We start from the raw sequence: 23870 nt of genomic DNA on the forward strand, positions 1-23870 counted from the left end.
ATCCTTCGGACGCCCCGAACACGACACCGGCGCCCACCACCGTCCCGCCTATGACACGGGCTCCTTCGACCGCTCCGGGTACGGCGCCGCCCCCTATGGGCGTCCCGAACACGACACCGGCACGCATCGCCGCCCGGACCCGGGACCGCTCCCCGGCTCTCCCGGGCTTTCCGGCGCCTCCGACCCGTTCGGCGCTCCGGGCCTGCCGGGCTCCCCCGGTGCGCCCGGGATCCCCGGAGCGCCCGGCACGGCCCCGCTCTGGGAGCGTCCCGAGGGGTCGGGATCGTACGGCGTTCCGGGACGCCCCGGTCACGACGCCGGTGGGCGGGGGCCCTCCGGCCCCATGACGCCCTTCGGCCCCGGGACGCCCGCCTCGTCCTCGCCCGTCGAGGGGTTCGGATACCCGGGTGAGGGAGGGGACCCCTCCGGCGCCCACCGGTTCGGTCCCGCCGACGGGGGCTCCCTGCCCCGTCCGGGCGTGCCCGGCCCCGAGTCGCCCTTCTCCTCCCCGCCCTTCCGGGACGGCCCGCAGGAGTTCGGCGGCCCGGGCCTTCCGGGCGTTCCCGGTGGCCCGATCCCGCAGGCCCCCGCCCCGGGCGGTACGCCGGATCCGATGGGCGGCGGCTTCCCCCGACCGAACGCGTACCCGCCCATGGAGGAGCCCCCCTCCCCCGGGGGCCCGCGCCACGGCGCGCCCGACTCCCGGGACGGGCGCGATCCCTACGGTCGCGACCCTCTCCCCGGCCACGAGCCGCCGTACTACGAGGGCGGTTACGACAACGGGCGTTTCCACTGACCGGACCGGGCCCCGTGATGGAGACCCATGACACACGGTGATCGGGCGCCGGCGGCCGTCGAGGCTCCGACCTGCCGATGAACATCACGACCGTGGTGGCGAGATCCTCTCGCCACCACGGTTTTTTTCTGTCTCAGTGGGCCTACAAAAGCCATCAAGTCGGGACAAGAGTAATCAAGAGCTCAAAATTCAGTAACGCTGAGTCATCTGGATTGACTACAGTTGGTGACAGGTGGAGCACTCTTCGAGTTCTCCCGTCACGTGTCCGCGTTCTTCGCCGGACACCGCCGCCCCCGTGCGCCTACGTACATCTGCCTGGTCCAACCCGAACGGAGTAACCATGCGCAACGACGCCCAGGGAGCACCGCCCGGACGAAAAGGGGAATCCTCCCCTCTTCCCGGGCCTCACACGGATCGCAAGGGAATCGGCGCCGACGTCGGCGCCTCCCTCGTGGTCTTCCTGGTCGCCGTCCCCCTGTCCCTGGGGATCGCCGTAGCCTCAGGAGCCCCGCTGGTGGCGGGGATCATCGCCGCCGTCGTCGGCGGCATCGTCGCCGGCCTGGTCGGCGGATCCGTGGTCCAGGTCAGCGGCCCGGCCGCCGGCCTGACCATCATCGTCGCCGACCTGATCATGACCTACGGCTGGCGGGTCACCTGCCTGATCACCCTGCTGGCCGGACTGGTCCAACTCGCCCTGGGCGCCTTCCGGATCGCCCGGGCCGCGCTCGCCGTCTCGCCCGCCGTGGTCCACGGCATGCTCGCGGGGGTCGGCGTGACCATCGCCCTGGCCCAGCTCCACGTGGTCCTGGGCGGTGAACCGCAGAGCTCGGCCCTGGCCAACATCGCCGACCTGCCCGACCAGATCGCCCACAACCACACCGCGGCGGTCGCCGTCGGCGTCATCACCATCGCGATCATGTTCGGCTGGAACCGCCTGCCCGGCATCGGCCGGTTCCGCCCCGGCATGATCCCCGCCGCGCTGGTCGCGGTCGGCACCGCCACCGCCATCGCCACCCTGGGCCGCTGGGAGGTCGAGACGGTGGTCCTGCCCGCCTCCCTGGCCGACGCCTGGAACGGGCCGATGCTGCCCGAGTCCGGCCAGTGGCACGGTATCGCGCTGGCCGTGGCCGCCGTCGCCATGGTCGCCAGCGTGGAATCGCTCCTGGCCGCGATCGCGGTCGACCGCCTGCACAGCGGCCGCCGCGTCCAGCTCAACCGGGAACTGTGCGGCCAGGGCGCCGCCAACACCGTCAGCGGTGCCCTGGGAGGTCTGCCGATCGCCGGTGTGATCGTGCGCAGTACCGCCAACGTGCGCGCCGGCGCCCGCAGCCCGCTCTCGACGATCCTGCACGGCGTGTGGATCCTGCTGTTCGTGGCGTTCTTCGCGCACGTGGTCGAATTGATCCCGATGGCCGCGCTGGCGGCGCTCCTGGTGTTCATCGGTGTCCAGATGGTGTCGCTGGCCCATCTGCGCGACCTGAACCGCCATCACGAGGCCGGCGTCTACCTGGCGACACTGTTCGGCGTGGTGCTCCTGGGACTCCTGGAAGGGGTCTTCATCGGCTTCGCCCTGGCCATGATCGTCTCCCTGCGCCGACTGACCCGGCTCACCGTGGTCACCGAGGAGCGCGACGGCCGGGTCCACGTCTCCGTGGACGGCTCGCTCACCTTCCTGGGGGTGCCCCGTCTGGCGCACGTGCTGCGCACCATCCCCTCCGGGGCCCGGGTCGACCTCGACCTGCACGTGGACTTCATGGACCACGCCGCCTTCGAGGCCATCCACGCGTGGCGCGTGGACCACGAGCGCACCGGCGGCAGCGTCGACATCGACGAGGTCCACGAACAGTGGTACGCCCGCAGCTCCGAACGTTCGGCCCCCGCGGCCAAGACCGTCCCCAAGGGCCGCTGGTGGGCGCCCTGGGAGATGCGCAAGAAGGCCGGGGACCGTCGAGAGGTCAACCCGGTGGGCCTGCTCACCGCCGGCGCCCGTGAATACCACTCGGGCACCGCGGACCGGATGCGTTCGCTCATGAGCCGACTGGCGAACGGCCAGCACCCCACCTCGCTGTTCATCACCTGCGCCGACTCCCGGGTGGTGCCCAACCTGATCACCGCGAGCGGGCCGGGCGACCTGTTCACCCTGCGCAACGTCGGCAACCTGGTACCGCCCCACCACGACTCCGACGGGTCGGCCGGGGCCGCCATCGAATACGCGGTGAACGTCCTACGGGTGCCCTCGATCGTGATCTGCGGCCACTCCCACTGCGGGGCGCTCCAGGCCCTGCTGGACAAGGCCCACGAGGAGCCCGAGGCCGTGGAGACCGCGCACCTGCGCCGCTGGCTGCTCAGGGGCGAGGGAAGCCTGCACCGGGCGGGCGTGGACCAGGGGGTCCTGGACGGCCTGCCCAAGTCCGAGGCGCTGCGCCGACTCTCCCAGGCCAACGTGATCGAGCAGCTCGGCAACCTCATGGGATACCCGACCGTCCGGGAACGGGTCGCCTCGGGCGAACTCACCCTGTCGGGCATGTACTACGACCTGGAGACGGCCAGGGTCCACCTCCTGGACGCCGAGACCGGGGAGTTCACCCCCGTGCAGAACGTCCAGGACGTGCCAGAGCCGGTACCGTCACCCCGCCCGGATCAGCCGGTGGCCGAATCGTCGTCGGGGGCGTCGTCGCGCCCGTCCTCTTGAACACCTGAGGCCTGATAGGCGGCGAGCAGGATGATCGCCACGATCGCCATGATCGGCAGGCCGAAGAGGACCACCCAGAAGGCGGTGGAGTCGAACAAGAGTCACCCATTCCCGTGAACGCGGATGTCCGTCGGGCCGTCCACCCCGGTTCGGCCCACGGACGTTCGCGCTCCGGGGCTCCCGGGGTACGGAGCGCAAGGGTCAATCTACCGCCCCACAAGGCGAGCCGACCATCACCACGGCGACTCAGGAATGTGTCCCCGGCGCACATTCCGAACCGGCGGCTCCCCCTGATCCGCATCCGTCGGACCACCCCATGATCCCCTCTTACACCCTGGTGAGGCTTTCCCGAAAGAGCGGTGAACACCCCTGTACGAAACGGACCGCGCGCCTTACTCTCCAGGGGATTGAAGGAAACCATCCTCTCCGTCCCCCCTCTTCGGCATATTTCTTCACAGGAGAAAAGATGTGCGAGTCCTGCACGGCGCCCGTCTCCGACCCCCGCGCCTGTGAACAGCCCTCCTCCCCCTGGCCCCGCCGCATGCTCTTCGGCACCGGTCTGGGAGCCGCCGTGGCCCTGACCGGCGTGGGCGGCAACGCCACCGCCCACGCCGCCTCGGCGATGAACGCCGCCTGGTGCAACCCGGCCCTGGGCTACTTCCCCTCCGGCGGGCACTACGGCGCCCCCCGAGGCGGCAGCACCCACGCCGGCCAGGACATCACCAACAGCACCGGCACCGCCGTCTACGCGGCCGCCGCGGGCACCGTGATCCGTCGAGCCTGGGGAGGAGGTTTCCCCGGCCGGACCGGCGAGGCCATCGTCATCTCCCACGGCAACAACGTGTACACCTACTACGGTCACCTGAGCGCCTACCGGGTCTCGCTCAACGCCAAGGTCAGCGCCGGTCAGCGCATCGGCGACATGGGCGCCACCGGCAACGTGACCGGCCCCCACCTGCACTTCGAGACCCACACCGGCCGTCTGAACGGCATCACCGACCCGGTCCCCTTCATGCGCAACCGTGGCGTGGACCTGGGCGGCGGCTGGTCGAGCATCGACCCGGAGGCCCGCGGCGCGACGGTCACCGTCATCCAGCACCTGATGACCCAGCGCGGCACCTCGCTGGTGGCCGACGGCTACTACGGTCCCACCTCGGTCAACGCCGTCAAGGCCTTCCAGCGGAGCAAGGGTCTGGTCGCCGACGGTCAGGTCGGCCCCAAGACCTGGCCGCACCTGGTCTACACACTCAAGAGCGGGGTCCGCGACGGCTCCCACGTGCGCGCCCTTCAGACCGCGATGAACAAGCGCAGCGCCGGGCTGGCCGTCGACGGCAACTTCGGACCGGTCATGAACACCGCCGTACGCGACTACCAGCGGCTCAACCGCCTGGTCGTCGACGGTGAGGCCGGGGCGATCACCTGGAGGGCCCTGGTCGGCTGACCCACGGCCACGGCCCCGGCCCGGACCCGGGGCCGTGCGTACGGGCCGGGAGGGGTACGCCTCTTCCGGCCCGGGCGGCGCGGGGTGGGGATCGAAGAGAGGAGGAGTCGGCCGATAAGCCGGATTCCATCACACCCGTTCCACTGACCTCGAGCGATACCCATAGAAGCCGCGCCACCTGCGATGACAGGTCTCGCGGCTTCTCGCTGTTCCTCGATGTTCCCCGGCGTCTGAGCAAGCACAGAGCAAACACCAGCAATACCACCATGCCAGGAAGCGACTCGGTGAACTGCCAGCCTCGGACCCTCGGTCCGATGAGTCAGCGACCTGGGACTCTGACCACTCGCCGCTTGCCGCCTCCACGCACCCCACAACGCTCCCAAATAATTCACCCTAGGTCCTGCTCAAGTTCTTAATTTCTGCGTAGGCGGAACTCGCAATATCAACATAGGCCATAGCTTCGCCAGCGGTGGGCTTCTCTTTACTATGCGCGACGCTATTTCTCGTCTTGCGCAAACTGTCGAGATGCCTAGAAAGCTCATAGGTAAATATGTTGTTCTCACCCAACTGGCGCAACACATCGTAAGTGCGCTGAGGATTTTCGACTTCAATCCCCTGGGCCTTGCACAAATCCACCAAGGCCTGCTCGATGCGCCTCCAGGACTCAACTACCGCCGCCGAAGGAGAGTGCTCCGCTATCGGGGCAACTTCTTCATAGAGGCCAGCGGAAGAGAAGGAGTCATCTGACTCATGCTTCTCCTGCGACACGGATGATAGCTCTCGCTGCTGCTCCTCCAACTCTTTGACATCACGACCGAATTCAGCATCCCCGATGGGGCTCTTGATAAATTTTACGTTTGCAATAAGATTTGCGATCGGCTTGCGAAATATCATGGCAATAAAAAATACTACAACTGGCCATGAAATCAGGTGGCCGATAACAGAAGAAGAGAACTCAATCCAATTCACATGGGGATCATATACCCAGAGAGACGGCAAGACACAACAAGTGCTGTGATATATGTCCACACACGAAGAAAGGGACCATAAGAGCCCTATGCGACCAAATGAGCGCTGTGTCGCCAATCGCTTCTCGTTCAATCACTACCTTCCGCATTCTTCTCTGTCTTCTGCGCTTCCCTGAGGCCCTGCTTACTGGTGTCCTGCGCCCGGCGCCCGCTGCCCTGGCCTGGTTCTCTGGAGCCCGCCAGCCCCGGCCTTACCGCTTGTCGGTCCAGTCCACCCTTTGGTCCCTGGAATTTTGCTGCCTTTGGTTCGACTCCCTGGGACGAACGCCGTGCCCGACCTCTTGAGCACGGCGGGGCGCGCGAGGACGCGCCGCGCGGGACGCTGGCGAGCGCGGACGCGGCGCGCCTACCGCCGGACACCCGTCAGGGTGTCCAGCAACCGCGCTTGCACACTCTGGTTGCTCGGTACATCAAAACGCTCGCACTGATCCGCTGGAGAGAATCCCCGGTGGTTCATACTCCGCGACACCCGCGTGCCTCACACCCGGGTCCTCGCGTCCGTCCTCCTGAAACACCCCGCCAGCCCTCGCGTCCTGTTCTCGCGTCCGCTCCCTCACATCCGGCCCGGCTTGCCTCACCGCCCGGCGCTTCGACCCGCCCGGGTCGAACCAGCAAAGGAACCAGGACCCACACCCCTCCCCACCCCATCCCCGTCCTCTCCCGCGGCTTCCCCTCGGCCCGAAGGTGGTGGGCAGACTTTGGGCGGTGTCCTGTCCGGGGTGGGCTGAACCACCACCAGGGGGCCATTACGCTTGCTCCGCCAATGGGGAGGGGGCTCGCCCCCTCACCCCGTATTTCCCCCTCCGGCCCCCTGGTGGTGGTTCAGGAGGGACCCGCCCCGGAGAGGTGCCTAAAGTCTGAACGCCACCGACCCCACCCGAGGCCTCCCGCACCGCAGGTGCGGGCTTGAAGACGTAAGGAAACTTCTCATCACCCGGCTCCGGGCATGAAGAAACCCGGAAGGCTTCAAGGCCCTCCGGGCTCCTGCTCTGGTTCACACCAGTTTCGTACCGTCGTGGCAGCGGATGAACGGGCCGTCATCTCGCAAAGCGTCCAAGACACGAATCAGCCTCGCTTCCGGCATCCGTTCCCGGGCTTCCTCCACACTGATCCAGCGAGCCACCCTTGCCTCATCCGAGGATCGGGGCTCCCCAGATTCAACACTGCACGTGATCGCCATGCTCACCACACCGAGCGGCATGTTCTTGTAGATCCCCACTAGTCGGCCCGGTTTGACCTTGACTCCGGTCTCCTCGAAAACCTCTCGGACAACTCCGTCTCGAGGGTCTTCATGGAGTTCCAGGACTCCGCCCGGGGGAACCCATCGGCCGTCATCCTCACGTTCGATCGCGAGGACCTGGCCGTCATCGTTGAAGACCACACCCGTGACGCTAACCGAGTGGCGCGGTAGTTCACTCATGGGCGTTCCACTCGTAGGTCAGGGCCCACTGGGTAGCAGGAAAGACGTTGAACGTCACATCAACCGGCTTGTCGTCTTGGTCGTAGGCGATGCGCACGACTTCCAGGACGTTGGTGCTGTCGGTGATGCCGAAGAACACCGTTTCCTTCTCGGTAGGGCGGCGGACCTCAATGCGCTCTTGGAAGCGCGTCACCTTGTGGCCGCGCTGAGCCAACCGCTCATACATCCCTGTGGGGTTGGTGTCGGTATCGGCGATGTCCAGGGAACCGGCGGCGCTGAGCGGGATGTGGGATACGGCGATCTGCATCGGGTGGCCCGATCCGAACATGTGTCGCTCGCGCCGGATCACTTGGCCCTCGCCCATTTGCAGGCAGGTCGCCACCTCTGCCGACGGGGTGACTACTTCTGGTCCAGCAGCCAACGGTGTGTGCGGTTCGAGACCGGCCTCGCGCATCGCCTGGGCGAAGCTGCCACCCTTCCCTCGGTAGGGGGTTCGCCGAACACGCTTGACGGTGGGCACTTCAAGAACCGTGGCGCCCTTGCCGTCCTCGACTCGCACCAGACCTTCGTTCTTGAGACGTGCGATCGCACGACCGATGGAAGTCTGCGCCAGACCGTACTCACGGGCCAACTGTGTCTGGCTTGGCAGTCTCTCGCCAGGCGGGTACTTGCCCTGCTTGATGTCGTTACGAAGGCGCTCGGCAACCTGCTCGTAGCGCGACTTCGGCCTCTCCAGCATGTATCCCTTCCTCTACCGATCACCTAAAGGCTAGCGGTTCACTGAGAAGTTACTAGTAGGTAGCTTCTCAATACTTCTTGACGCCTAGCCGCTATGTGTTAGGTTCGTGTTAGGTCGCCTGCCGTAGGCGGCCAACCCTCGATCTACCTAACACCTAACCGCTAAGAGGCATTCCGTGCGAAACATTCCCGTTGACACGTCCCGGATGGCGTTCATGGCTGCCGGGTCCCCGCGCCCCAAGCTCAAGGACCGTCAGACCGGCGAGATCAAGTACAACGCGGACGGCTCCCCAATCTGGCAGCTCAAGGTGCTGGCGCAGGTTGAGGACCACGACGGCGAACCGCTGCTGATCAGCTTCCCGTCCCCGAACGCGATCACCGCGCGCCTGGGCACCCCGCTGACCGTGCAGGGCCTGACCGCGATCCCGTGGGAGCACAACGGCCGCCACGGCGTGGCCTTCACCGCTTCCTCGGTCGCTCCCCTGGACATGCGCAAGGCCGCTGAGTGATGCCCAACTGCTCGGTATGCGTGGGCACGGGGGAGGTCCGACACATGCCCGGTTACCAACTCACCCTGTGCCCTTGCTGCCAAGGCAAAGGCGAAACCCCCTGAGAAGAGGAGAAGAACATGCCTGATTACGACAACGAGTGCCCCAACTGCGGAGCCCCCACCGGTGGCGGCCCTTGTGGAAACAGCTACGGCAACAACGGACCGTCCTGCGCGGACTTGATGGAGGACTGAGATGTTCCCCGAGATTCTGTGGGCGGTACCTCCGGCCGCCGCTGCGGTGCCGCTGTCGGCCGCGGCGTGGCACCACTGGTCACCCACCACCTGGTCTTACGGCCCCGGGCTGGTCGGCTCCGCGCTGCGGGTACATCTGACCTGGGAGCACGTGGCTCAGGGATGCGGACTGTCACACACCCGCCGCAAGACCAAGGTCAAGGGCGGAGTCCGAAGGGTGACGGTGGAGAAGAAGCCGCGCCTGTCCAGGTTCCGCCCCACCCCCTACGGGTTCCGGGTTCGTGCCCGCCTGCACGACGGGCAGACCCCCGATGACTACGCCGAAGCCTTGACCCGGCTCGCGCATGCTTGGCGGGTGGACTCCGTTCGGCTTCGCACTTCCGGTCCCGGGTGGGTGGAGCTGGCCGCTTCGCGTCGTGATCCGTTGGGCACCGTGACCAGTGCCTCACCTCTGGGCGGTGGCTGGGAGCTGCTCAAGGTCCGCATGGGCGTTCTGGAAACCGGTGACCCGTGGGTGATCGACTTTCGCGCGGTGCCGCACTGGCTGATCATGGGCGCGACCCAATCGGGCAAGTCCACCGACATCAACGCACTGGTGTACCAGCTCGCGCCCCAACCGGTGGCGCTGGCCGGTCTCGACCTCAAGGGCGGGGTGGAGCTGACCCCCTACACCCGGCGCATGTCGAAGCTGGCCACGACCCGCGCCGAATGTGTCGGCCTGCTCGATGACCTGATGACCATGCTCACCGACCGGATGAGCTTGTGCCGGGAAGCAGGGGTACGCAACATCTGGCAGCTCTCCGAAGAGGTCCGGCCCACTCCGGTGGTGACGGTGGTCGATGAGGTCGCTGAGCTGTACCTGATGACGGACAAGTCCGAGAAGGACGAGATCGCGCGTACCTCCACGCTGCTCCTGCGCAACGCCCAGCTCGGCCGTGCCTTCGGCCTCTACTTGGTGGTGGCCGGACAGCGGGTCGGCTCGGACCTGGGGCCGGGTGTGACGGCGCTGCGGGCGCAGATCACCGGCCGTATCTGTCACCGGGTCAACGACGGTGAGACGGCCAAGATGGCGCTCGGCGACCTGGCTCCGGACTCGCTGTCGGCCGCCCTGAAAATCCCCGCTGAGATGCCCGGTGTCGCCGTGACGGTAGGCGCGGACGGGCGCTGGTACCGGGCACGCGCGGACCTGACCACAGAGGAGATGGCCGAAGAGGCCGCCGCCGAGTACTCCCACATGGCCCCGGACTGGGACTCGTTGGTCTCTGGCCGGGCGGAGGAAACCGTTCCGGCCGACACCGTCGACTGGAACCGACTGGAAGAGGAGATGGCCTGATGACCTGCGAATTCTGCACCAACACCGCGACCACGCGCGCGATCTCGGGTGGTGAGTCGTCCTGGGTGTGCAACGCCCATTACTCCGACATGGAAGCCAACTTCGACGGGGACCTGCACGGGTTCCGCAAGTGGATGTGATCGGCGGTGGCGCTCTCCTACTGGTGCTCGCACTGCTGCAACACCGCCTACACCAAGACCACAAGCACTGACGAGTGGGTGTGCGAGACCCACTACCGCGAGATCGAAAGGGGGTGGTGACCGGTGAAGAAGGCATGGGCTGTCATGGCGGACTGGGGTCCGATCCTGGTCCTGGCCACCATCGCCGCCGCGGGCTCCTTCACCCACATCCGCGACCTGGCCGAGAAGTCCGGACAGCACGGGTGGATGGCCTGGGCTATTGCGGTCTCCATCGACCTGACCTGTGTGATGGCCGCACGGGAACGACAGCGGGACGCGGCCCGTGGTGCCTCGGACGGGCTCACATGGCCGACCGTGGTCCTCATCGGTGCGGTGGTGCTGACCCTGGCCGCCAACCTGGCCACAGCACAACCCACGGTGTGGGGCTGGATCATGGCCGCTGTTCCGGCCGCAGCCTTCCTCGTCGCGGTCTCCATGCTGGAACGCCGTGCCGCACACCAGCCCCGCCAGCAGGACGAGTCGGAGTCGGCCCCCGCTGAATCAACCGGACTCGACCGGGAAGAGGTGCGGGTCACCGAGGTGCACTGGCAGCAGACCGAGACCACACCCGTCCCGGCTGCCGAACCTGCTCCCGCTCCGGTGACATCAGGTCCCGAACCGGTGCCGGCCGCTGTGGGACAAGGGCACCCCCTGGCCTCCTACGCCGCGCAGCTGGCGCAGGACTACCGCGTCACCCACGGGCGTGAGATCACCGTGACCGCGTTGCGCTCCCGCCTGGGCGTCTCCGAAGCGGTCGCCTCGACCCTGCGTGACCAGATCACCAAGTGAAAGGACCACGGCATGCGCACCCTGAAATGCCTGGACTGCGACGGTCAGGGACGAGTCCTGACCAAGCGGTGGGGCCTGGGGCTCCTGGCCCGCAAGTACCACGCCTGCCCCACCTGCAACGGCACCGACACTGACACCGACAGGACGGTCACCCGATGACTGCCGACAGCCGCCAATGCGGGGCCTGCTACGGACACGGCGTCACCAGTGAGGGCGACACCTGCCGCGATTGTTCCGGCCAAGGCCACACCTCGACCTGACCCGGCAGACGGCACTGCTTCCACACACCAGCCGACCTGCCATCCGATTCACCTGACCAACCAACCCAACACGCGAAACCGAACGAAGGAGAACACTGTGAACTGCTGGGAGAAGTCCGCCAAGGACGAGGACACCAAATTGACCGTGGGCAAGCCGGTCCGATGAGGCGCGAGGAGACCTGCCGCAACTGCGGATCGGCGGTCAGCTATAGCGGCCCGCTCGGCACCGTCCCCCAGCGGTGCTTCCACTGCCCGGACCGGCCCTAGAACACAAAAAATGCCGGGATGCGGCGCTGCTTCCACACACCCGCCGCATCCCGGTTCACCTACCCAACGAACCCAACACGCGAATGCCAGGAACGAAAGGGGCTCGATCAGCCTATGACATCCTCCGCCTTCCCCACCGTGCTCGCCGCGATGACGGCCGCGCACCACGTGGGTGACTACCTCCTCCAGAACGACCACCAGGCCCAGCACAAGCCCGAGTCCTGGGCTGCCAACCAGGCGCACGTGGCCAGCTACCACCTCGCCCAGCTCACCGCCGTCGGCTTGGCCTCCCACGTCCTCGGCCTTCGGCTGTCCCCCGTTCGCCTGGCCGCTGGGATGGCTGTGTCCTGGGTGACGCATTCGGTGATCGACCGCCGCTGGCCGGTGCGCTGGTGGATGACCCGTACTGGCTCGGCGGCCTTCTACGAGGCCGGAGGCGCCCCACACGTTGACCAGGCCATGCACCACGCCGCATTGTTCGCCGCCGCGCTCGTGGTCACCTCCGGTGATGACCGGTCATGAGCTGTCCCATCACGACGGTGGCCTGGTCACCGCTGACCCCCTGAACTCCTTCGCGGCCCTGGTGTCGGTGCTGCTTCCACAACACCCACCGCACCGGGGCCTCACCTATCCACGAAAGGTCTGCTTCGCCATGCCCGAACCCGAACACATCGGCGGACTCATCGGCCCCACACTGGCCCGTATCACCGCCATGGACGAGAACCACCTTGACCGGTGGATCGCCCGCGCCCGTGCCCTGCGCGGCTGCTCCTGCCCCGTCCGCCTGACCGGCGAGACCACCCGTGTGGACGCCTCCACCGGGGAACTGCTCTCGCACTACTCCACCGCCACAGAACCGGGCAACGAACTGCTCATGCGGTGCAAGAACCGCCGTGCCTCCCGCTGCCCCTCCTGCTCTGAGGAATACCGCGCGGACACCTACCACCTGATCAAGGCCGGACTCGTCGGCGGAGACAAGGGTGTCCCCACCTCCGTGGGGCTCCATCCCCGCGCCTTCGTCACCCTGACCGCGCCCTCCTTCGGTCCGGTCCACCGAGGTCCGGGCAAGGACGGCCGCACCAGGGTCTGCCACCCGCGCCGATCCGGTGCGGCCTGCTTCAAGTACCACCGAGCCGAAGACCCCCTCATCGGGCAGCCCCTCGACCCTGCCGCCTACGACTACGTCGGACACGTGCTCTGGCACGCTTACAGCGGGGAGCTGTGGCGGCGCTTCACCCTGTACCTGCGCAACCACCTCGCCTCGGCCGCCGGGCTCTCCCGTACCGCTTTCTCCAAGCGTGTGCGCATCTCCTACGCCAAGGTCGCCGAGTTCCAGACCCGGGGCGCGGTGCACTTCCACGCGGTCATCCGTCTGGACGGCTACACACAGGACCCCAACGCCTGGCCGCCGCCTCCGGTATGGGTCGGTATGGACATGCTCACCGCGGCTGTGGAATCGGCCGCCCGGACGGTCTCGGTCACCTCCCCGGAGGTCAACGGCCGCTCCTGGACGCTGTCGTGGGGTGACCAGGTGGACGTACGCCCCATCGAGGACTTCGGCCCTGACCAAGCACTCACGGACACGGCGGTGGCCGGGTACATCGCCAAGTACGCGACCAAGGCCGCTGAGGACACCGGCACGCTGGACCGGCGTATCCATGACATCGACCAGGTGGACATGACCCAGGTACGGCCGCACGCGGGCAAGCTCATCTACACCTGCTGGCGTCTGGGCAACGCTCGCCTGTACCCCCAGCTCGAACACCTCAAGCTCCGTACTTGGGCGCACATGCTCGGCTTCCGGGGCCACTTCTCCACCAAGTCGCGCCGCTACTCCACCACCCTCGGTAAGCTCCGCCAGGTGCGGGCCGACTACGCCGCCGGACGCCCCTGGGACACCGAGACCTTCACCCCCCTCGTGATCCAGGAGGCAGAGGACTCGACGCTGACCCTGACCAACTGGCACTACCTCGGTCAGGGCCTCACACAGGGAGAACTGGCCTTGGCCTCCATGGTCGCCGGGATGGGCCGCCCCACCGAGACTGCGGAGGTGTCCCGGTGAAGACGCTGGAACGCCTGTGGACCCTCGAAGAGACGGCCGCCTACCTAGGGGTGCCTCCCAAGACCCTGTACCAGTGGCGCTATCTGCGAACCGGTCCCCCCTCTCACCGGGTGGGCCGTCACGTCCGCTACGAACCGACCGAGGTCCGCGCCTGGGTCCTGGAACAGGACTGAGGTCTACCCGTGGGACATGTACAGGATCTGTGGAAAACCCGTACGGGTGACAAGACCTCCCGTCACGGCAAGGGCAAGCGGTATCTCGCCGTCTGGAGGGATCCCAGCGGAGAACGCGCCAGCCAGCTCTTCCGGCGCAAGGTGGACGCGGAAAAGCACATCTCGGTCATGGAGACCGATCGGCTTCGGGGTGTCTACGTGGACCCCCGCGCCGGTCGGATAACGGTCCGGGAGTACGCCGAGACCCGTTGGCTCCCCCAACTCGTGCACGTGAGTGCCGGCACCCGTGAGACGTATGAGCGACACCTGCGGCACCGGGTCTATGGGATGTTCGGCGGACGCGAGATCGGCGGTGTGACCCGTGCCGACGCCAAGTCCTTCGTCGCCCGGCTGGCCGGTGACCCGGGCCTGTCGGCGAGTACCGTGCACACGGCGTTCGCGACGTTGCGCATCCTCATGCAGGCCGCCGTGGACGACGAGATCATCACCGCCAACCCGTGCTCACGGGTCAAGCTGCCCAAGATCGGGGACCGGGTGATCGACCCGCTTCCAGCGGATGCGGTCCTCGCCCTGGCGGACGCGATCAGTCCTCGCTACCGAGTGGCGGTCTTCCTCGGTGCCGGTGCCGGCCTTCGGCGCGGTGAGGCTCTGGGGCTCGCCGTTCCGCGGATCGACTTCGCCAAACGCCACGTGGACGTACGAGTCCAAGCGCAGAAGGGCGAACTCGTGGAGCTCAAGACCAAGTACTCCCGGCGGATCGTGCCCGTTGACGACCTGGTGCTCGAAGAGATCCGAAAGCACATGGAACTCTACGAACCGGCGCCCGGGCAGGTACTGATCAGCAACAGGTGGAAGGCCGTCGCCAAGCCGTCTGCGTTCAACTCTGCCTGGTCCAAGGCGGTGGAGAAGACGGGACTGCCCAAGGGCACCCGCTTCCACGACCTGAGGCACTTCTACGCCTCGGCGCTCATCGCCGCCGGGGTGAACCCGAAGGCCATTCAGCACCGGATGGGGCACGCCTCGATCACCGAGACCTTCGACACCTACGGGCATCTGTTCCCCGAACACGAGGAACTCGGGCGGGGAGCGATCGACCTGCTCCTGCGCTCGGGCTGAACCACCGGAGCAAACACAGAGCAAACACGGCCGACTTCCCCGCGCGTCACCGCAGGTCGAAGGGGTGGAAGAGGAGGAGTCGGCCGATAAGCCGGATTCTGTCGGTCCGATGGACCGGACGGCCATCCATCTGGGGCCGCCGTTGCCGGCGACCTCGGTGCGGTCTACCCGCGGACTCGGGCGGGCCGCCCTCGAACATCCGCGCGGGAACCCGAAGGTTCCCTTTTTGACCTTGCTCCGGGTGGGGTTTACCCAGCCGACCGGATCACTCCGGCCGCTGGTGGTCTCTTACACCACCGTTTCACCCTTACCACCGCGAGCGGTGGCGGTCTGTTTTCTGTGGCACTGTCCCGCGGGTCGCCCCGGGTCGGTGTTACCGACCACCCTGCCCTGTGGAGTCCGGACTTTCCTCGAACCCGCGTCGAGCGCGGATCCGCGACCGTCTGGCCGACTCCCCCTCAAAGGTCAGTCTAGCCGGTCCAGATGGGAGGTGTCGTTGAGAGAGCGCACCACCTGGGGACCATCCGCGTAACAATCCACCTCGGTCACGCAGGCCGTGTCCAGATGCATCCGGTAGAGCGCCTCGATCGGGGCGAGCAGCGCCCGCTGCACGACGATCTTGATCGGGGTCACATGGGACACCACCAGAACCCGACGGCCCCGGTGCCGTTCGAGCAGCGCGTCGCGGGCCGCTCCGACCCGGCGGGCGACCTCGGCGAAGGACTCCCCTCCGGGCGGGCCCGTCTCCGGGTCGGCCAGCCAACGCCGCACCGCCTCGGGATCGCGTTCGGAGGCTTCGCCGAAGGTGAGCCCCTCCCACGCTCCGAAGTCGGTCTCCACGAACCCCTCGTCCTCCTCGATGGGAAGACCGAGCAGGTCGGCCGCGTACCCGGCGGTCTGCCGGGTACGCAGCAGCGGCGAGGAGACCACCGCGTCGATCCCCGCCCCGGCCAGGCGGCGCGCGGCCGCCTCGGCCTGGGCGTGACCCTCCTCCGTCAACGGGATGTCACCGCGACCGGCGAAACGGCGTTCGACGGACAGCGGCGTCCGCCCGTGGCGGAGCAGCGTCAGGCGGGTCGGCTCGGTGTCGGGAGCCCCCCAGCCCCGGCTCATTCGGCGGCCGGCTCTTTGAGCCCCGACTCCTCGGTGCGCACCAGGATGCGGCGGCAGTTCTCACAGCGCACGATCTCGTCGGCCGCGGCGGCACGGATCTCGTTGAGCTCCACGGTGCTCAGCGCGAGCTTGCAGCCGTTGCAGCGGCCGTAGCGCAGCGGAGAGGCCGCCAGACCGTCGTACTGCGAACGCAGCTTGTCGTAGAACGTCAGCAGGGCCTCGGGGATGTCGGCGGCCACCCGCTCCCGGTCCTGGTTCAGGCGGGTACGGTCCCACTGGATCTCGGCGGCGGCGGTGTCCCGTCGCGCCGTGACCTCGGCGGCCTCGGCCACCGCGGCCTCGCGTTCCCGGGTCAGGCGGTCGACCTCGGACTCGGCCGCCTCGGCCTGCTCCATCACCTCCAGGACGACCTCCTCCAGTTCGGCCTGGCGGCGGCCCAGGGATTCGATCTCCGACTGAAGGTTCTGGAGCTCCTTGGCGTTGGTGATCGCCCCCGACTCCATGCGCTTGACGTCGCGTTCGGCGCGGGAGCGCACCTGGTCGACGTCGCTCTCGGCCTTGCGCTGGTGACGGGCGACGTCGGAGGCCTTGGTCTGGGCGGTGATCAGCTCGGCGTCCAAGGCGTCGGCGCGCTCCTTGAGCCGGGCGGCCTCGGCGATCTCCGGCAGGCTCCGGAGGCGGTGGTCCAGACGCTGAAGCCGGGTGTCGAGCTCCTGGAGGTCGAGCAGTCTGGCCTGAGCGGCGGGGTCGGCTTTCACTTGGGGTCTCCTGAGAATCGCGGTTGGGAGGCCGGGGAGGGCCACCCGCGCCCTGTGCAGTTGTGGTCGGTGAAGCGGGTACTACACGTGCTGGAAGGTCTGTGACCAGGCATCCGTCACGGTGGTCGACACGCGGATCTCCACGTTAGCCCCCTGCGGGCCGACCCTGCGCACGAGAGCCTCGGACAGGTGCCGCGCCCCGTCGGCCAGCCAGGGCCATTCGCTCGCGAAGTGGGCGGTGTCGATCAGGGCGGGGCTCCCGGGACGCTCGACGAACTCCGAGGCCGGGTGGTGCCGCAGGTCGGAGGTGACGTAGACGTCCACGTCCGCGGCCCGGGCCGCCTCCAGCAGGGAGTCGCCTGCACCGCCGGAGACCGCGACCCCGGTCACGAGACGGTCGAGGTCGCCGGCCACCCGGATACCGGCCGCGGTGGCGGGCAGGGCGCGGGCGACCCGGTCGGCGAAGTCGCGCAGGGTGAGCGGGGAGGCGAGCTCACCGATCCGGCCGATGCCGCGCGCGCCGTCGGGGTCGGTGGTGTCGGGGTCCAGCGGGCGGAGCGGCCCGGTGAGCCCGACCGCGCGCGCCAGGGCGTCCGAGACCCCGGGGGAGGCGGTGTCGGCGTTGGTGTGCGCCGTGTACAGGGCCACCCCGGCCCGGATCAGTCGGTGCGCGATACGTCCCTTGGGGGTGTTCGCGGCCACGCTCGTGACCCCGCGCAACATCAGCGGATGGTGGGTGATGATCAGGTCCGCGTCCCCGGTCAGGGCCTCGTCGACGACGGCGTCCACCGGGTCCACGGCGAACAGGATCCGCCGTACCGGCTGCTCCGGGTCTCCGCAGACCAGGCCGACCGCGTCCCAGGAGGCGGCCCACCGAAGGGGGTAGACCTCCTCGAAGGCGGCGGTGACGTCGGACAGGGTGACGGAGGGCGTGGTCGAGGTGTTCACGGGCACGAGACTAACGCTCTCCCGTGCCGGGCGTGAAAACGTCCTCACCCCTCGGAGCCGGTTCGGTCGGCCAGACGCGCGGCCATCGCCCCCAGACGGTCGGCGACCTCGGGCGGGGCCTCCATGGCGGAGTCGACACCCAGGGCCAGGAGCGCCGCCGTGTACTGGCAGGTCAGGTCGAGGGATTCCGCGCTGATCCGGGCCTCGCAGCGGTCGGTCCCCCTGGCCTCGATCCGCCCGGGCAGAGGGCCGTACAGCCGTTCACGGACCCGTTCCGCGGACAACTCCAGGGTGATCGTGACCGTGTACCGGTAGGTGCCCTGGGCGAACCGGCTGGTGAGGAAGGTCGCCGGGTCGGACTCGGGCGTCTCCCGAAGGGGGAACCGGCCGTGGGTGGGGCGCGGGTCGCGCAGACGGTCCAGCCGGAAGGTCCGCCAGTCGTCGCGGTCGGTGTCGTAGGCGATCAGATACCAGTGGCCGCCGTGGGAGACCAGGTGGTGGGGTTCGACGCGGCGTTCGCTCTCACCACCGGAGCGGTCGCGGTAGACGAAGTCGGTGACCGCGCGTTCGTACCGGCAGGCGGCCAGGACGCCCAGCACCAGGGGGTCCACGGCGGGGGTGTCGGGGTAGGGCACGATCGAGGCGGCGCCGGCGACCGCGGCCAGTCGCGGGCGCAGGCGCGCGGGCAGGACCCGTTCGAGTTTGGCCAGGGCCCGCAGGGCGCTGTCCTCGACCTCCGTGGCGGTGGCCAGGGCCAGGGCGATCGCGATCGCCTCCTCGTCGTCCAGCAGCAACGGCGGCAGATCGCGCCCCGACACCAGCCGATAGCCGCCCGCCGTTCCGGGGGTGCCCTCCACCCGGTAGTCGAGATCGCGCAGCCGTTCGACGTCGCGGCGCAGGGTCCGGGCGCTGACCCCGAGCCGTTCGGTGAGTTCGGCCCCGCTCCACTCGCGCCGGACCTGGAGCAGGGACAACAGGCGCAGGAGTCGTTGGGGCAGGGTGCCTCGGACCGTCCGTTCGCTCATGGCTCCCATACTGACGGTCATCGCGGCCAGGATGTGACCGCATCGCTTCCTACGGTGGACCCATGAGCGAGAACACGAAGGTCATGAGGGCGAAGGACCTGGCGGGCGCGCTCCGTGCGCGGACCGTCGGACCGGTGCACACCCCCGGGGACGAGGGCCATGAGAAGGGCCGGACCGGGATACAGCTGATGGACCGACACGAACCGGACGCCGTCGTGGAGGCGGCCACGGCCGAGGACGTGCGTGCGGCGGTGACGGTGGCCGCCGCGCACGGGGTCCCGGTGGCGGCCCAGCGCACCGGGCACGGCCACGGCGTCGGGATGGACGAGGGGATCCTGGTGGACACCCGGCGTCTGTCCGGGGTCCGGATCGACCCCGAACGGCGCACCGCGCGCGTCGAGGCCGGGGCCACCTGGCGGGACGTGATCGAGGCCGCCTCCCCCCACGGGTTGGCCCCGCTGTCGGGGAGCTCGCCCGACGTGGGCGTGGTCTCCTACCTTCTCGGCGGAGGTCTGAGCCTGCTGGGACGCCGCCACGGATACGCCGCCGACCACGTACGGAGCCTGGACCTGGTCACCCCGGACGGCGAGCACACGCGGGTGGACGAGCACACCGGACCGGAGACGTTCTGGGCCCTGCGCGGTGGAGGATCCTCGTTCGGTCTGGTCACCGGCGTGGAGTTCGACCTGTTCCCGGTGGCGCGCCTGTACGGCGGCGGCCTGTACCTGGACGCGACCGACACCCCCGACATCCTGGACCTGTGGCGACGCTGGGCCGACGACACCCCCGAGGAGATGACCTCCGGGGTCTCGGCCCTGCGCTACCCGGACATGGAGGGCGTACCCGACCACCTGCGCGGGCGGCCGATCGTCCAGATCTCCGCCGCCTGGTCCGGCCCTCCGGAACGGGGCCCCGCCCTTCTGGCGCCGCTGCGTTCGGCGGCGCCCGTTCTCATGGACACCCTGCGCGAACTCCCCTACGCCGATTCCGGGGCCGTGTTCGACGACCACGACGACCGGGCCGGGTTCCGCGGCGAGGGGCTCATGGTGCGCGACCCCGGGCCCGAGGCCCTGACCGCCCTGCTCCGGACGGTCCTCGCCGACCGGCCGTTCATGCGCGTGGTCTGGCTGCGCCACCTGGGCGGGGCCATGGCGCGTCCGCCCCGGACCCCGTCGGCCGTCGGCCACCGGGACGCCTCCCACGCCCTGAGCGCCCTCACCTTCACCGGCCCCGACGGCGTCGATACCGCCGCCATGGCCGACCTGCGCTCCGAGGTCGCCGGGCTCTTCGCCGACCACGCCCTGGGCACCTCGTCCAACCTGAGCTTCGGCCCGGTGGAGGCCGAGCGGGTGAGGAGCATGTACGAACCCGCCACCCTGCGACGGCTCGTGGAACTGCGCGACCGGATGGACCCGCACCGGCGGATCCACACGAACCGGCCGCTCCCGCCCACGGTCTGAGGGATCCACGCGCACGGGCCGGACGACTCGATCGGGGCCGGCCCGTGCGCGACGCCACGATCCCCTAGAGTCGGTGGGCGATGAACAACACCGAAGAGCGACCCTCGTCCCCGGTCGGAGCGCATGTTCCGGTCGCGGGCGGTATGGCCACCAAGGGTCTGGCCTACGCGGAGAAGATCGGCGCCGAGACCGTCCAGGTCTTCGTGTCCAACCCCAGGGGTTGGGCGACCAACGGCGGCGACCCGGCGCAGGACGCCATGATGCGCGAACGCGCCGACCTGCCCAAATTCGTGCACGCGCCCTACCTGATCAACCCCGGCACCCCGAGCGAGGAGACCGCCGGCAAGTCGATCACCTCGATGGAGCACGCGCTGCGACGCGGCGCCGAGATCGGTGCCCTGGGCGTGGTCATGCACACCGGTTCGGCGGTGTCGGGGACCCGCGAGGACGGGCTGGCCCGGGTCCACGAGCGGCTGATCCCCATGCTGGAACGGCTGGGCGAGGACGTACCGCCGCTGCTGCTGGAGCCGATGGCCGGGCAGGGCCAGGTCCTGTGCGCCACCATCGACGACCTGGTGCCCTACTTCGAGGCGCTGGAGTGGCACCCCAACGTGGGCGTGTGTCTGGACACCGCGCACATGTTCGCGGCCGGGCACGACATCTCCACCGTGGAGGGCATGCGCGAGGCGCTGGACCGTTTCGGCGAGGTGGTGGGCGCCGACCGGCTCAAGCTCATCCACGGTAACGACTCCAAGGCTCCGTGCGGCAGCAACAAGGACCGGCACGAGAACATCGGCAAGGGCCACATCGGCGCCGAACCGTTCGCCGAGCTGTTCCGACACCCGGTGACCGCCGGGATCCCCATCACCCTGGAGACCCCGGGGCCGGAGGGTCCGCACGCCGAGGACGTGGCCACCCTCAAGCGTCTGCGCTCCGAGGCCTGACGACAGCCGGGCCCGTCGAGGCCTCCGCTCCGACGGGCCCGGTCCGTTCACGGCCCGGCCGTCTCGGCCAGGGCACGATCGGCCCGCAGCGCGGTCTCGGCGACGACCCTGCGGGCGAGCAGCGCGGTGACGACGACGATCGCTCCGCCGACCAGGAACGGCAGCGCCAGATCGACACGGCCCAGAAGCCCACCGAGCAGCGCCCCCACCGGTGTGACGCCCCAGCCGATCATCCTGGAGACACCGGCGACACGGCCGCGCACGCGGTCGGGGACCACCACCTGGTGGTAGGGGCTCGCCGCGATGTTGGAGGCCACGATGCACAGGCCGAGCGCGGTGAAGAGGACGAAGGCCGTGTAGGGGTCGGACACCAGGGCGACGCCCACCGAGCAGGCGGCCATCCCCAGGTAGCCGCCGAAGACGACCGCGTTCCGGCCGAGCCGGAGGATCAGCCGGTCGACCACCAGCGTGGCGACGACGCCGCCGAGCGCCGACGACAGGGTGAAGACGCCGAAGAGGGCGAGCGGAACGCCCAGATCCTCCTGGACGTAGAGCACCAGCACGGCGAAGCCCATGTTCAGACCGACCATGAGGCCCGCGTTGCAGAGCATGTTGCCGCGCAGGAGACGGTCCTCGAAAACCAGTCGGAACCCCTCACGGGTGGAACGCCCGAACCCCTCGGGGGCGGTGGACGCGCTCTCCTCGAGGACCGGGCGACGCCACACCAGCGGCAGGGCGCACAGCAGTAGCGCGCACAGGGCGTAGGAGCCCGCGATACCCAGGAGGGGGGCGGCGGCTCCGGCGGCGAACAGGAAGCCGGCCACCGGCCGGCCCAGGCAGTCCTGGGCGACCAGCCGGCCGCCCTCCGATCGGCCGTTGGCCCGGTCCAACAGCCGCGCCGGGACCAGGGAGACCACGGCGATCCGACTCGCCGGGTCGGTGACGGTCTCGCAGCAGATCAGCACGAACATCGTCGCGTACAGGGCCTGGATCGACAGGTTCCCGGTGGCCAGGACCACCAGCAGGCCGACCGTGGCCAGGGTGGCGACCGTGTTGGACACGATCATCGCGCGGATCCGGTGCACACGGTCGATGAGCGCCCCGGACAGCGGGGCGAGCAGCAGCCAGGGCAGAAAGCGGGCCACCATCAGCCCGGACACCAGGAGAGGGTCCTGGGTGAGGGTGGCGGCGATCAAAGGCAGGGCGACGGCGGCCATGCCGTCGGCCAGGTTGGTGAAAGTCCCCGCCGCCCAGAAGCGGTGGAAGTCGCCGCTCAGACGTGGGGGCCGGGTGGTCGTGGGGGGTGAGGCGACCATGGGGGGGCTCCTGGATGTGGGGGGTGGAGGGCCTTACCGCGCGGAGGGCCCGTCCTCGGGGTCGGTGTCCGTTCCGGTGAGGTTGGGGAACAGGTCGGTCTGCAACTCGACCGGTTCGGCCCCGGGGCGGTCCTCGGCGGTGCGTCCCTGGAAGGGGCGGAGTCGTTCTCGGATGAAGTCCTGGAGGTCGCGGCCGAACTCCTCGGTCTCCTCCGGGGTCATCCGTACGTGGGCGACCGAATCCCCGGCCGCCCTTCTCCACCGCCGCACCCCGGGATCGTCCGGCCGTTCATCGACCAGTCGGTTCCACCGGTCGAGCCGTTCCCGACGACCTCCGTAGTAGCGGGCCAGGATCCCCTCCGTCGCCTCGCGGGTGGACGGGCCGCGCAGCAGTTCACCGCCGCGCATACGCCAACCCGCGGGGCGGAAACGCCACCAGCGTTCACGGCCCCCCGAACGCTCGGGGTCGTTCTCGATGAACCCGTAGCGGAAGAGCTGGCGCAGGTGGTAGCTGGTCGAGCCGCTGCTCTCCCCCAGCCGTTCGCCCAAGAGGGTGGCGGTCGCGGGGCCGCGCATATGGAGTTCGTCCAGGATCCGGGCGCGCAGGGGGTGGGCCAGGCCGCGCAGCGCCTCGCCCTCGACCTCCAGGGGGCGCCGGCCGGCCTCGTTCGGGTCCTCGGGTGTCTCGCTCATGCGACGACATTAACGCAAAGAGTTCTTTGCAAAAAGATCTTTGCGATTATTTCCCGAAGAACCCGCCCACTTTCATCCCGACGACACCCCCGCCGGGCCGTGCCCCGCATGAGTGACAATGGACATCGACGCCCTCTACGGACAGGGCGTGATCGACGAAGGAAGGGGCGTACCACCAGATGGATCCGTTCTCCATGGTCATCGGGGTGGCGATCGCGGTCGGCGGATACCTCGTGGGTCGCCACACCGCAGGTCGTCGCGCCAGACAGGAACTCCAACAGCACCGCGCCGACCCCCGCGCCGTCGGGCCGTCGACCCCCCAGCCCATCTGCGGCTGCGGCCACAACCTCGTCTTCCACGACCAGGAGACCAAGCTCTGCCGGACCCAGGTCGTCATCCCCGGCCGCTGGACCGGACAGGCCGACTCCACCTACCGGCAGTGCATGTGCCAGGGCTACCGCGGCCCCATGCCCGTCGACGAGTACTACGCCCCCGACTACCTCGACGGCAACGGCAACCCCTGATCCGGCCACGGGACCGACCACGCCCCCGAGTGCGGGAACCTGGGAGGTGCGGA

General features: G+C 68.8%; 24 protein-coding genes, 1 other RNA gene and 1 pseudogene. 15 read left to right on the forward strand and 11 right to left on the reverse strand.

The features are described 5' to 3' along the window. Positions 1 to 796: pseudogene (locus TR33_RS26895) on the forward strand (hypothetical protein); the annotation flags it as partial. 340 nt (positions 797 to 1136) lie between these two features. After that, positions 1137 to 3488, forward strand: a complete 2352-nt coding sequence (locus tag TR33_RS13280; protein ID WP_017535358.1) for a SulP family inorganic anion transporter — start codon at positions 1137 to 1139, stop codon at positions 3486 to 3488. Here the strand turns inward: TR33_RS13280 and TR33_RS26900 are convergent. Beyond that, positions 3437 to 3586 carry a hypothetical protein gene (locus tag TR33_RS26900; RefSeq protein ID WP_187294506.1) on the reverse strand — a complete coding sequence of 50 codons (150 nt, stop codon included), beginning with the start codon at positions 3584 to 3586 and terminating at the stop codon, positions 3437 to 3439. The two genes, TR33_RS13280 and TR33_RS26900, sit on opposite strands and share 52 nt — an antisense overlap. 368 nt (positions 3587 to 3954) lie before the next feature. Here TR33_RS26900 and TR33_RS13285 point away from each other — a divergent pair, with 368 nt between their 5' ends. Beyond that, a complete protein-coding gene (locus tag TR33_RS13285; RefSeq protein ID WP_042283366.1) occupies positions 3955 to 4929 on the forward strand; it encodes a peptidoglycan DD-metalloendopeptidase family protein in 975 nt (324 codons plus the stop codon). Positions 4930 to 5322: 393 nt separating this feature from the next. Here the strand turns inward: TR33_RS13285 and TR33_RS26030 are convergent, their stop codons facing one another. The 3 genes from TR33_RS26030 to TR33_RS13295 all read right to left on the reverse strand — a co-directional run bounded on the left by TR33_RS26030 (position 5323) and on the right by TR33_RS13295 (position 8116). Next, the gene (locus TR33_RS26030; RefSeq protein ID WP_159068785.1) at positions 5323 to 5898 is read right to left on the reverse strand and encodes a DUF4145 domain-containing protein; all 576 of its coding nucleotides are present in this window, start codon (positions 5896 to 5898) and stop codon (positions 5323 to 5325) included. A 1053-nt stretch (positions 5899 to 6951) separates the two neighbouring features. After that, positions 6952 to 7377, reverse strand: coding sequence for an NUDIX hydrolase (locus TR33_RS13290; RefSeq protein ID WP_042283367.1), 426 nt, complete (start codon positions 7375 to 7377; stop codon positions 6952 to 6954). Continuing rightward, entirely contained in the window at positions 7370 to 8116 is a 747-nt protein-coding gene (locus TR33_RS13295) for a GntR family transcriptional regulator (protein ID WP_042283369.1), read from the reverse strand. Before TR33_RS13295 ends, TR33_RS13290 begins: the two co-directional genes overlap by 8 nt. 175 nt (positions 8117 to 8291) lie before the next feature. Between TR33_RS13295 and TR33_RS13300 the strand changes: the two genes are divergently transcribed. From TR33_RS13300 to TR33_RS13330, 9 genes are all read left to right on the forward strand, one after another. After that, a complete protein-coding gene (locus TR33_RS13300; protein ID WP_042283371.1) occupies positions 8292 to 8624 on the forward strand; it encodes an SCO3933 family regulatory protein in 333 nt (110 codons plus the stop codon). Between the two features lie 234 nt (positions 8625 to 8858). Beyond that, positions 8859 to 10190 carry an FtsK/SpoIIIE domain-containing protein gene (locus TR33_RS13305; RefSeq protein WP_042283372.1) on the forward strand — a complete coding sequence of 444 codons (1332 nt, stop codon included), beginning with the start codon at positions 8859 to 8861 and terminating at the stop codon, positions 10188 to 10190. Further along, a complete protein-coding gene (locus TR33_RS26600; RefSeq protein WP_159068786.1) occupies positions 10190 to 10330 on the forward strand; it encodes a hypothetical protein in 141 nt (46 codons plus the stop codon). The genes TR33_RS13305 and TR33_RS26600 overlap by 1 nt, the downstream gene beginning before the upstream one ends. 144 nt (positions 10331 to 10474) lie before the next feature. Beyond that, complete coding sequence (locus TR33_RS13310; RefSeq protein WP_234305838.1) at positions 10475 to 11158, forward strand: DUF2637 domain-containing protein; 684 nt, start codon at positions 10475 to 10477, stop codon at positions 11156 to 11158. Between the two features lie 12 nt (positions 11159 to 11170). Beyond that, positions 11171 to 11317, forward strand: coding sequence for a molecular chaperone DnaJ (locus TR33_RS26390; protein WP_108914139.1), 147 nt, complete (start codon positions 11171 to 11173; stop codon positions 11315 to 11317). A 482-nt stretch (positions 11318 to 11799) separates the two neighbouring features. After that, positions 11800 to 12207: a DUF3307 domain-containing protein gene (locus TR33_RS13315; RefSeq protein ID WP_042283375.1), complete on the forward strand. Its 408-nt coding sequence runs from the start codon at positions 11800 to 11802 to the stop codon at positions 12205 to 12207. Continuing rightward, positions 12194 to 13747 carry a replication initiator gene (locus TR33_RS13320; RefSeq protein ID WP_234305839.1) on the forward strand — a complete coding sequence of 518 codons (1554 nt, stop codon included), beginning with the start codon at positions 12194 to 12196 and terminating at the stop codon, positions 13745 to 13747. Before TR33_RS13315 ends, TR33_RS13320 begins: the two co-directional genes overlap by 14 nt. Continuing rightward, the gene (locus TR33_RS13325) at positions 13744 to 13920 is read left to right on the forward strand and encodes a helix-turn-helix transcriptional regulator (protein WP_042283377.1); all 177 of its coding nucleotides are present in this window, start codon (positions 13744 to 13746) and stop codon (positions 13918 to 13920) included. Before TR33_RS13320 ends, TR33_RS13325 begins: the two co-directional genes overlap by 4 nt. Positions 13921 to 13929: 9 nt before the next feature. Next, positions 13930 to 15036 carry a tyrosine-type recombinase/integrase gene (locus tag TR33_RS13330; protein ID WP_042283378.1) on the forward strand — a complete coding sequence of 369 codons (1107 nt, stop codon included), beginning with the start codon at positions 13930 to 13932 and terminating at the stop codon, positions 15034 to 15036. A gap of 71 nt (positions 15037 to 15107) precedes the next feature. On the opposite strand, the gene rnpB is transcribed toward TR33_RS13330, so the two are convergent. From rnpB to TR33_RS13350, 5 genes are all read right to left on the reverse strand, one after another. Then, positions 15108 to 15491: RNase P RNA component class A (gene rnpB, locus TR33_RS25710), an RNA gene on the reverse strand. A gap of 10 nt (positions 15492 to 15501) precedes the next feature. Continuing rightward, the gene (locus TR33_RS13335; RefSeq protein WP_014912289.1) at positions 15502 to 16149 is read right to left on the reverse strand and encodes a histidine phosphatase family protein; all 648 of its coding nucleotides are present in this window, start codon (positions 16147 to 16149) and stop codon (positions 15502 to 15504) included. Next, positions 16146 to 16907: a zinc ribbon domain-containing protein gene (locus TR33_RS13340; protein WP_042283379.1), complete on the reverse strand. Its 762-nt coding sequence runs from the start codon at positions 16905 to 16907 to the stop codon at positions 16146 to 16148. The genes TR33_RS13335 and TR33_RS13340 overlap by 4 nt, the downstream gene beginning before the upstream one ends. Before the next feature lie 81 nt (positions 16908 to 16988). Then, positions 16989 to 17861, reverse strand: a complete 873-nt coding sequence (locus tag TR33_RS13345) for a Nif3-like dinuclear metal center hexameric protein (protein WP_014912365.1) — start codon at positions 17859 to 17861, stop codon at positions 16989 to 16991. 38 nt (positions 17862 to 17899) lie between these two features. Then, positions 17900 to 18880: a helix-turn-helix transcriptional regulator gene (locus TR33_RS13350; protein WP_042283547.1), complete on the reverse strand. Its 981-nt coding sequence runs from the start codon at positions 18878 to 18880 to the stop codon at positions 17900 to 17902. Positions 18881 to 18942: 62 nt separating this feature from the next. Here TR33_RS13350 and TR33_RS13355 point away from each other — a divergent pair, with 62 nt between their 5' ends. After that, positions 18943 to 20340 (forward strand): FAD-binding oxidoreductase, encoded by a 1398-nt coding sequence (locus TR33_RS13355; protein ID WP_042283380.1) that lies wholly within the window; start codon positions 18943 to 18945, stop codon positions 20338 to 20340. An 80-nt stretch (positions 20341 to 20420) separates the two neighbouring features. Continuing rightward, positions 20421 to 21284, forward strand: a complete 864-nt coding sequence (locus tag TR33_RS13360; RefSeq protein ID WP_017535364.1) for a deoxyribonuclease IV — start codon at positions 20421 to 20423, stop codon at positions 21282 to 21284. Positions 21285 to 21331: 47 nt separating this feature from the next. Here the strand turns inward: TR33_RS13360 and TR33_RS13365 are convergent, their stop codons facing one another. Together TR33_RS13365 and TR33_RS13370 are read right to left on the reverse strand one after the other, a co-directional pair. Next, positions 21332 to 22600: an MFS transporter gene (locus tag TR33_RS13365; RefSeq protein ID WP_042283381.1), complete on the reverse strand. Its 1269-nt coding sequence runs from the start codon at positions 22598 to 22600 to the stop codon at positions 21332 to 21334. 33 nt (positions 22601 to 22633) lie between these two features. Continuing rightward, a complete protein-coding gene (locus TR33_RS13370) occupies positions 22634 to 23293 on the reverse strand; it encodes an ArsR/SmtB family transcription factor (RefSeq protein WP_042283383.1) in 660 nt (219 codons plus the stop codon). Positions 23294 to 23472: 179 nt separating this feature from the next. Here TR33_RS13370 and TR33_RS13375 point away from each other — a divergent pair, with 179 nt between their 5' ends. Then, positions 23473 to 23817, forward strand: a complete 345-nt coding sequence (locus TR33_RS13375; RefSeq protein WP_014910924.1) for a hypothetical protein — start codon at positions 23473 to 23475, stop codon at positions 23815 to 23817. The last annotated feature ends 53 nt before the right edge of the window (positions 23818 to 23870 follow it).

Origin of the sequence: Nocardiopsis alba, from assembly GCF_000710955.1 — a bacterium.
Classification (GTDB): domain Bacteria; phylum Actinomycetota; class Actinomycetes; order Streptosporangiales; family Streptosporangiaceae; genus Nocardiopsis; species Nocardiopsis alba.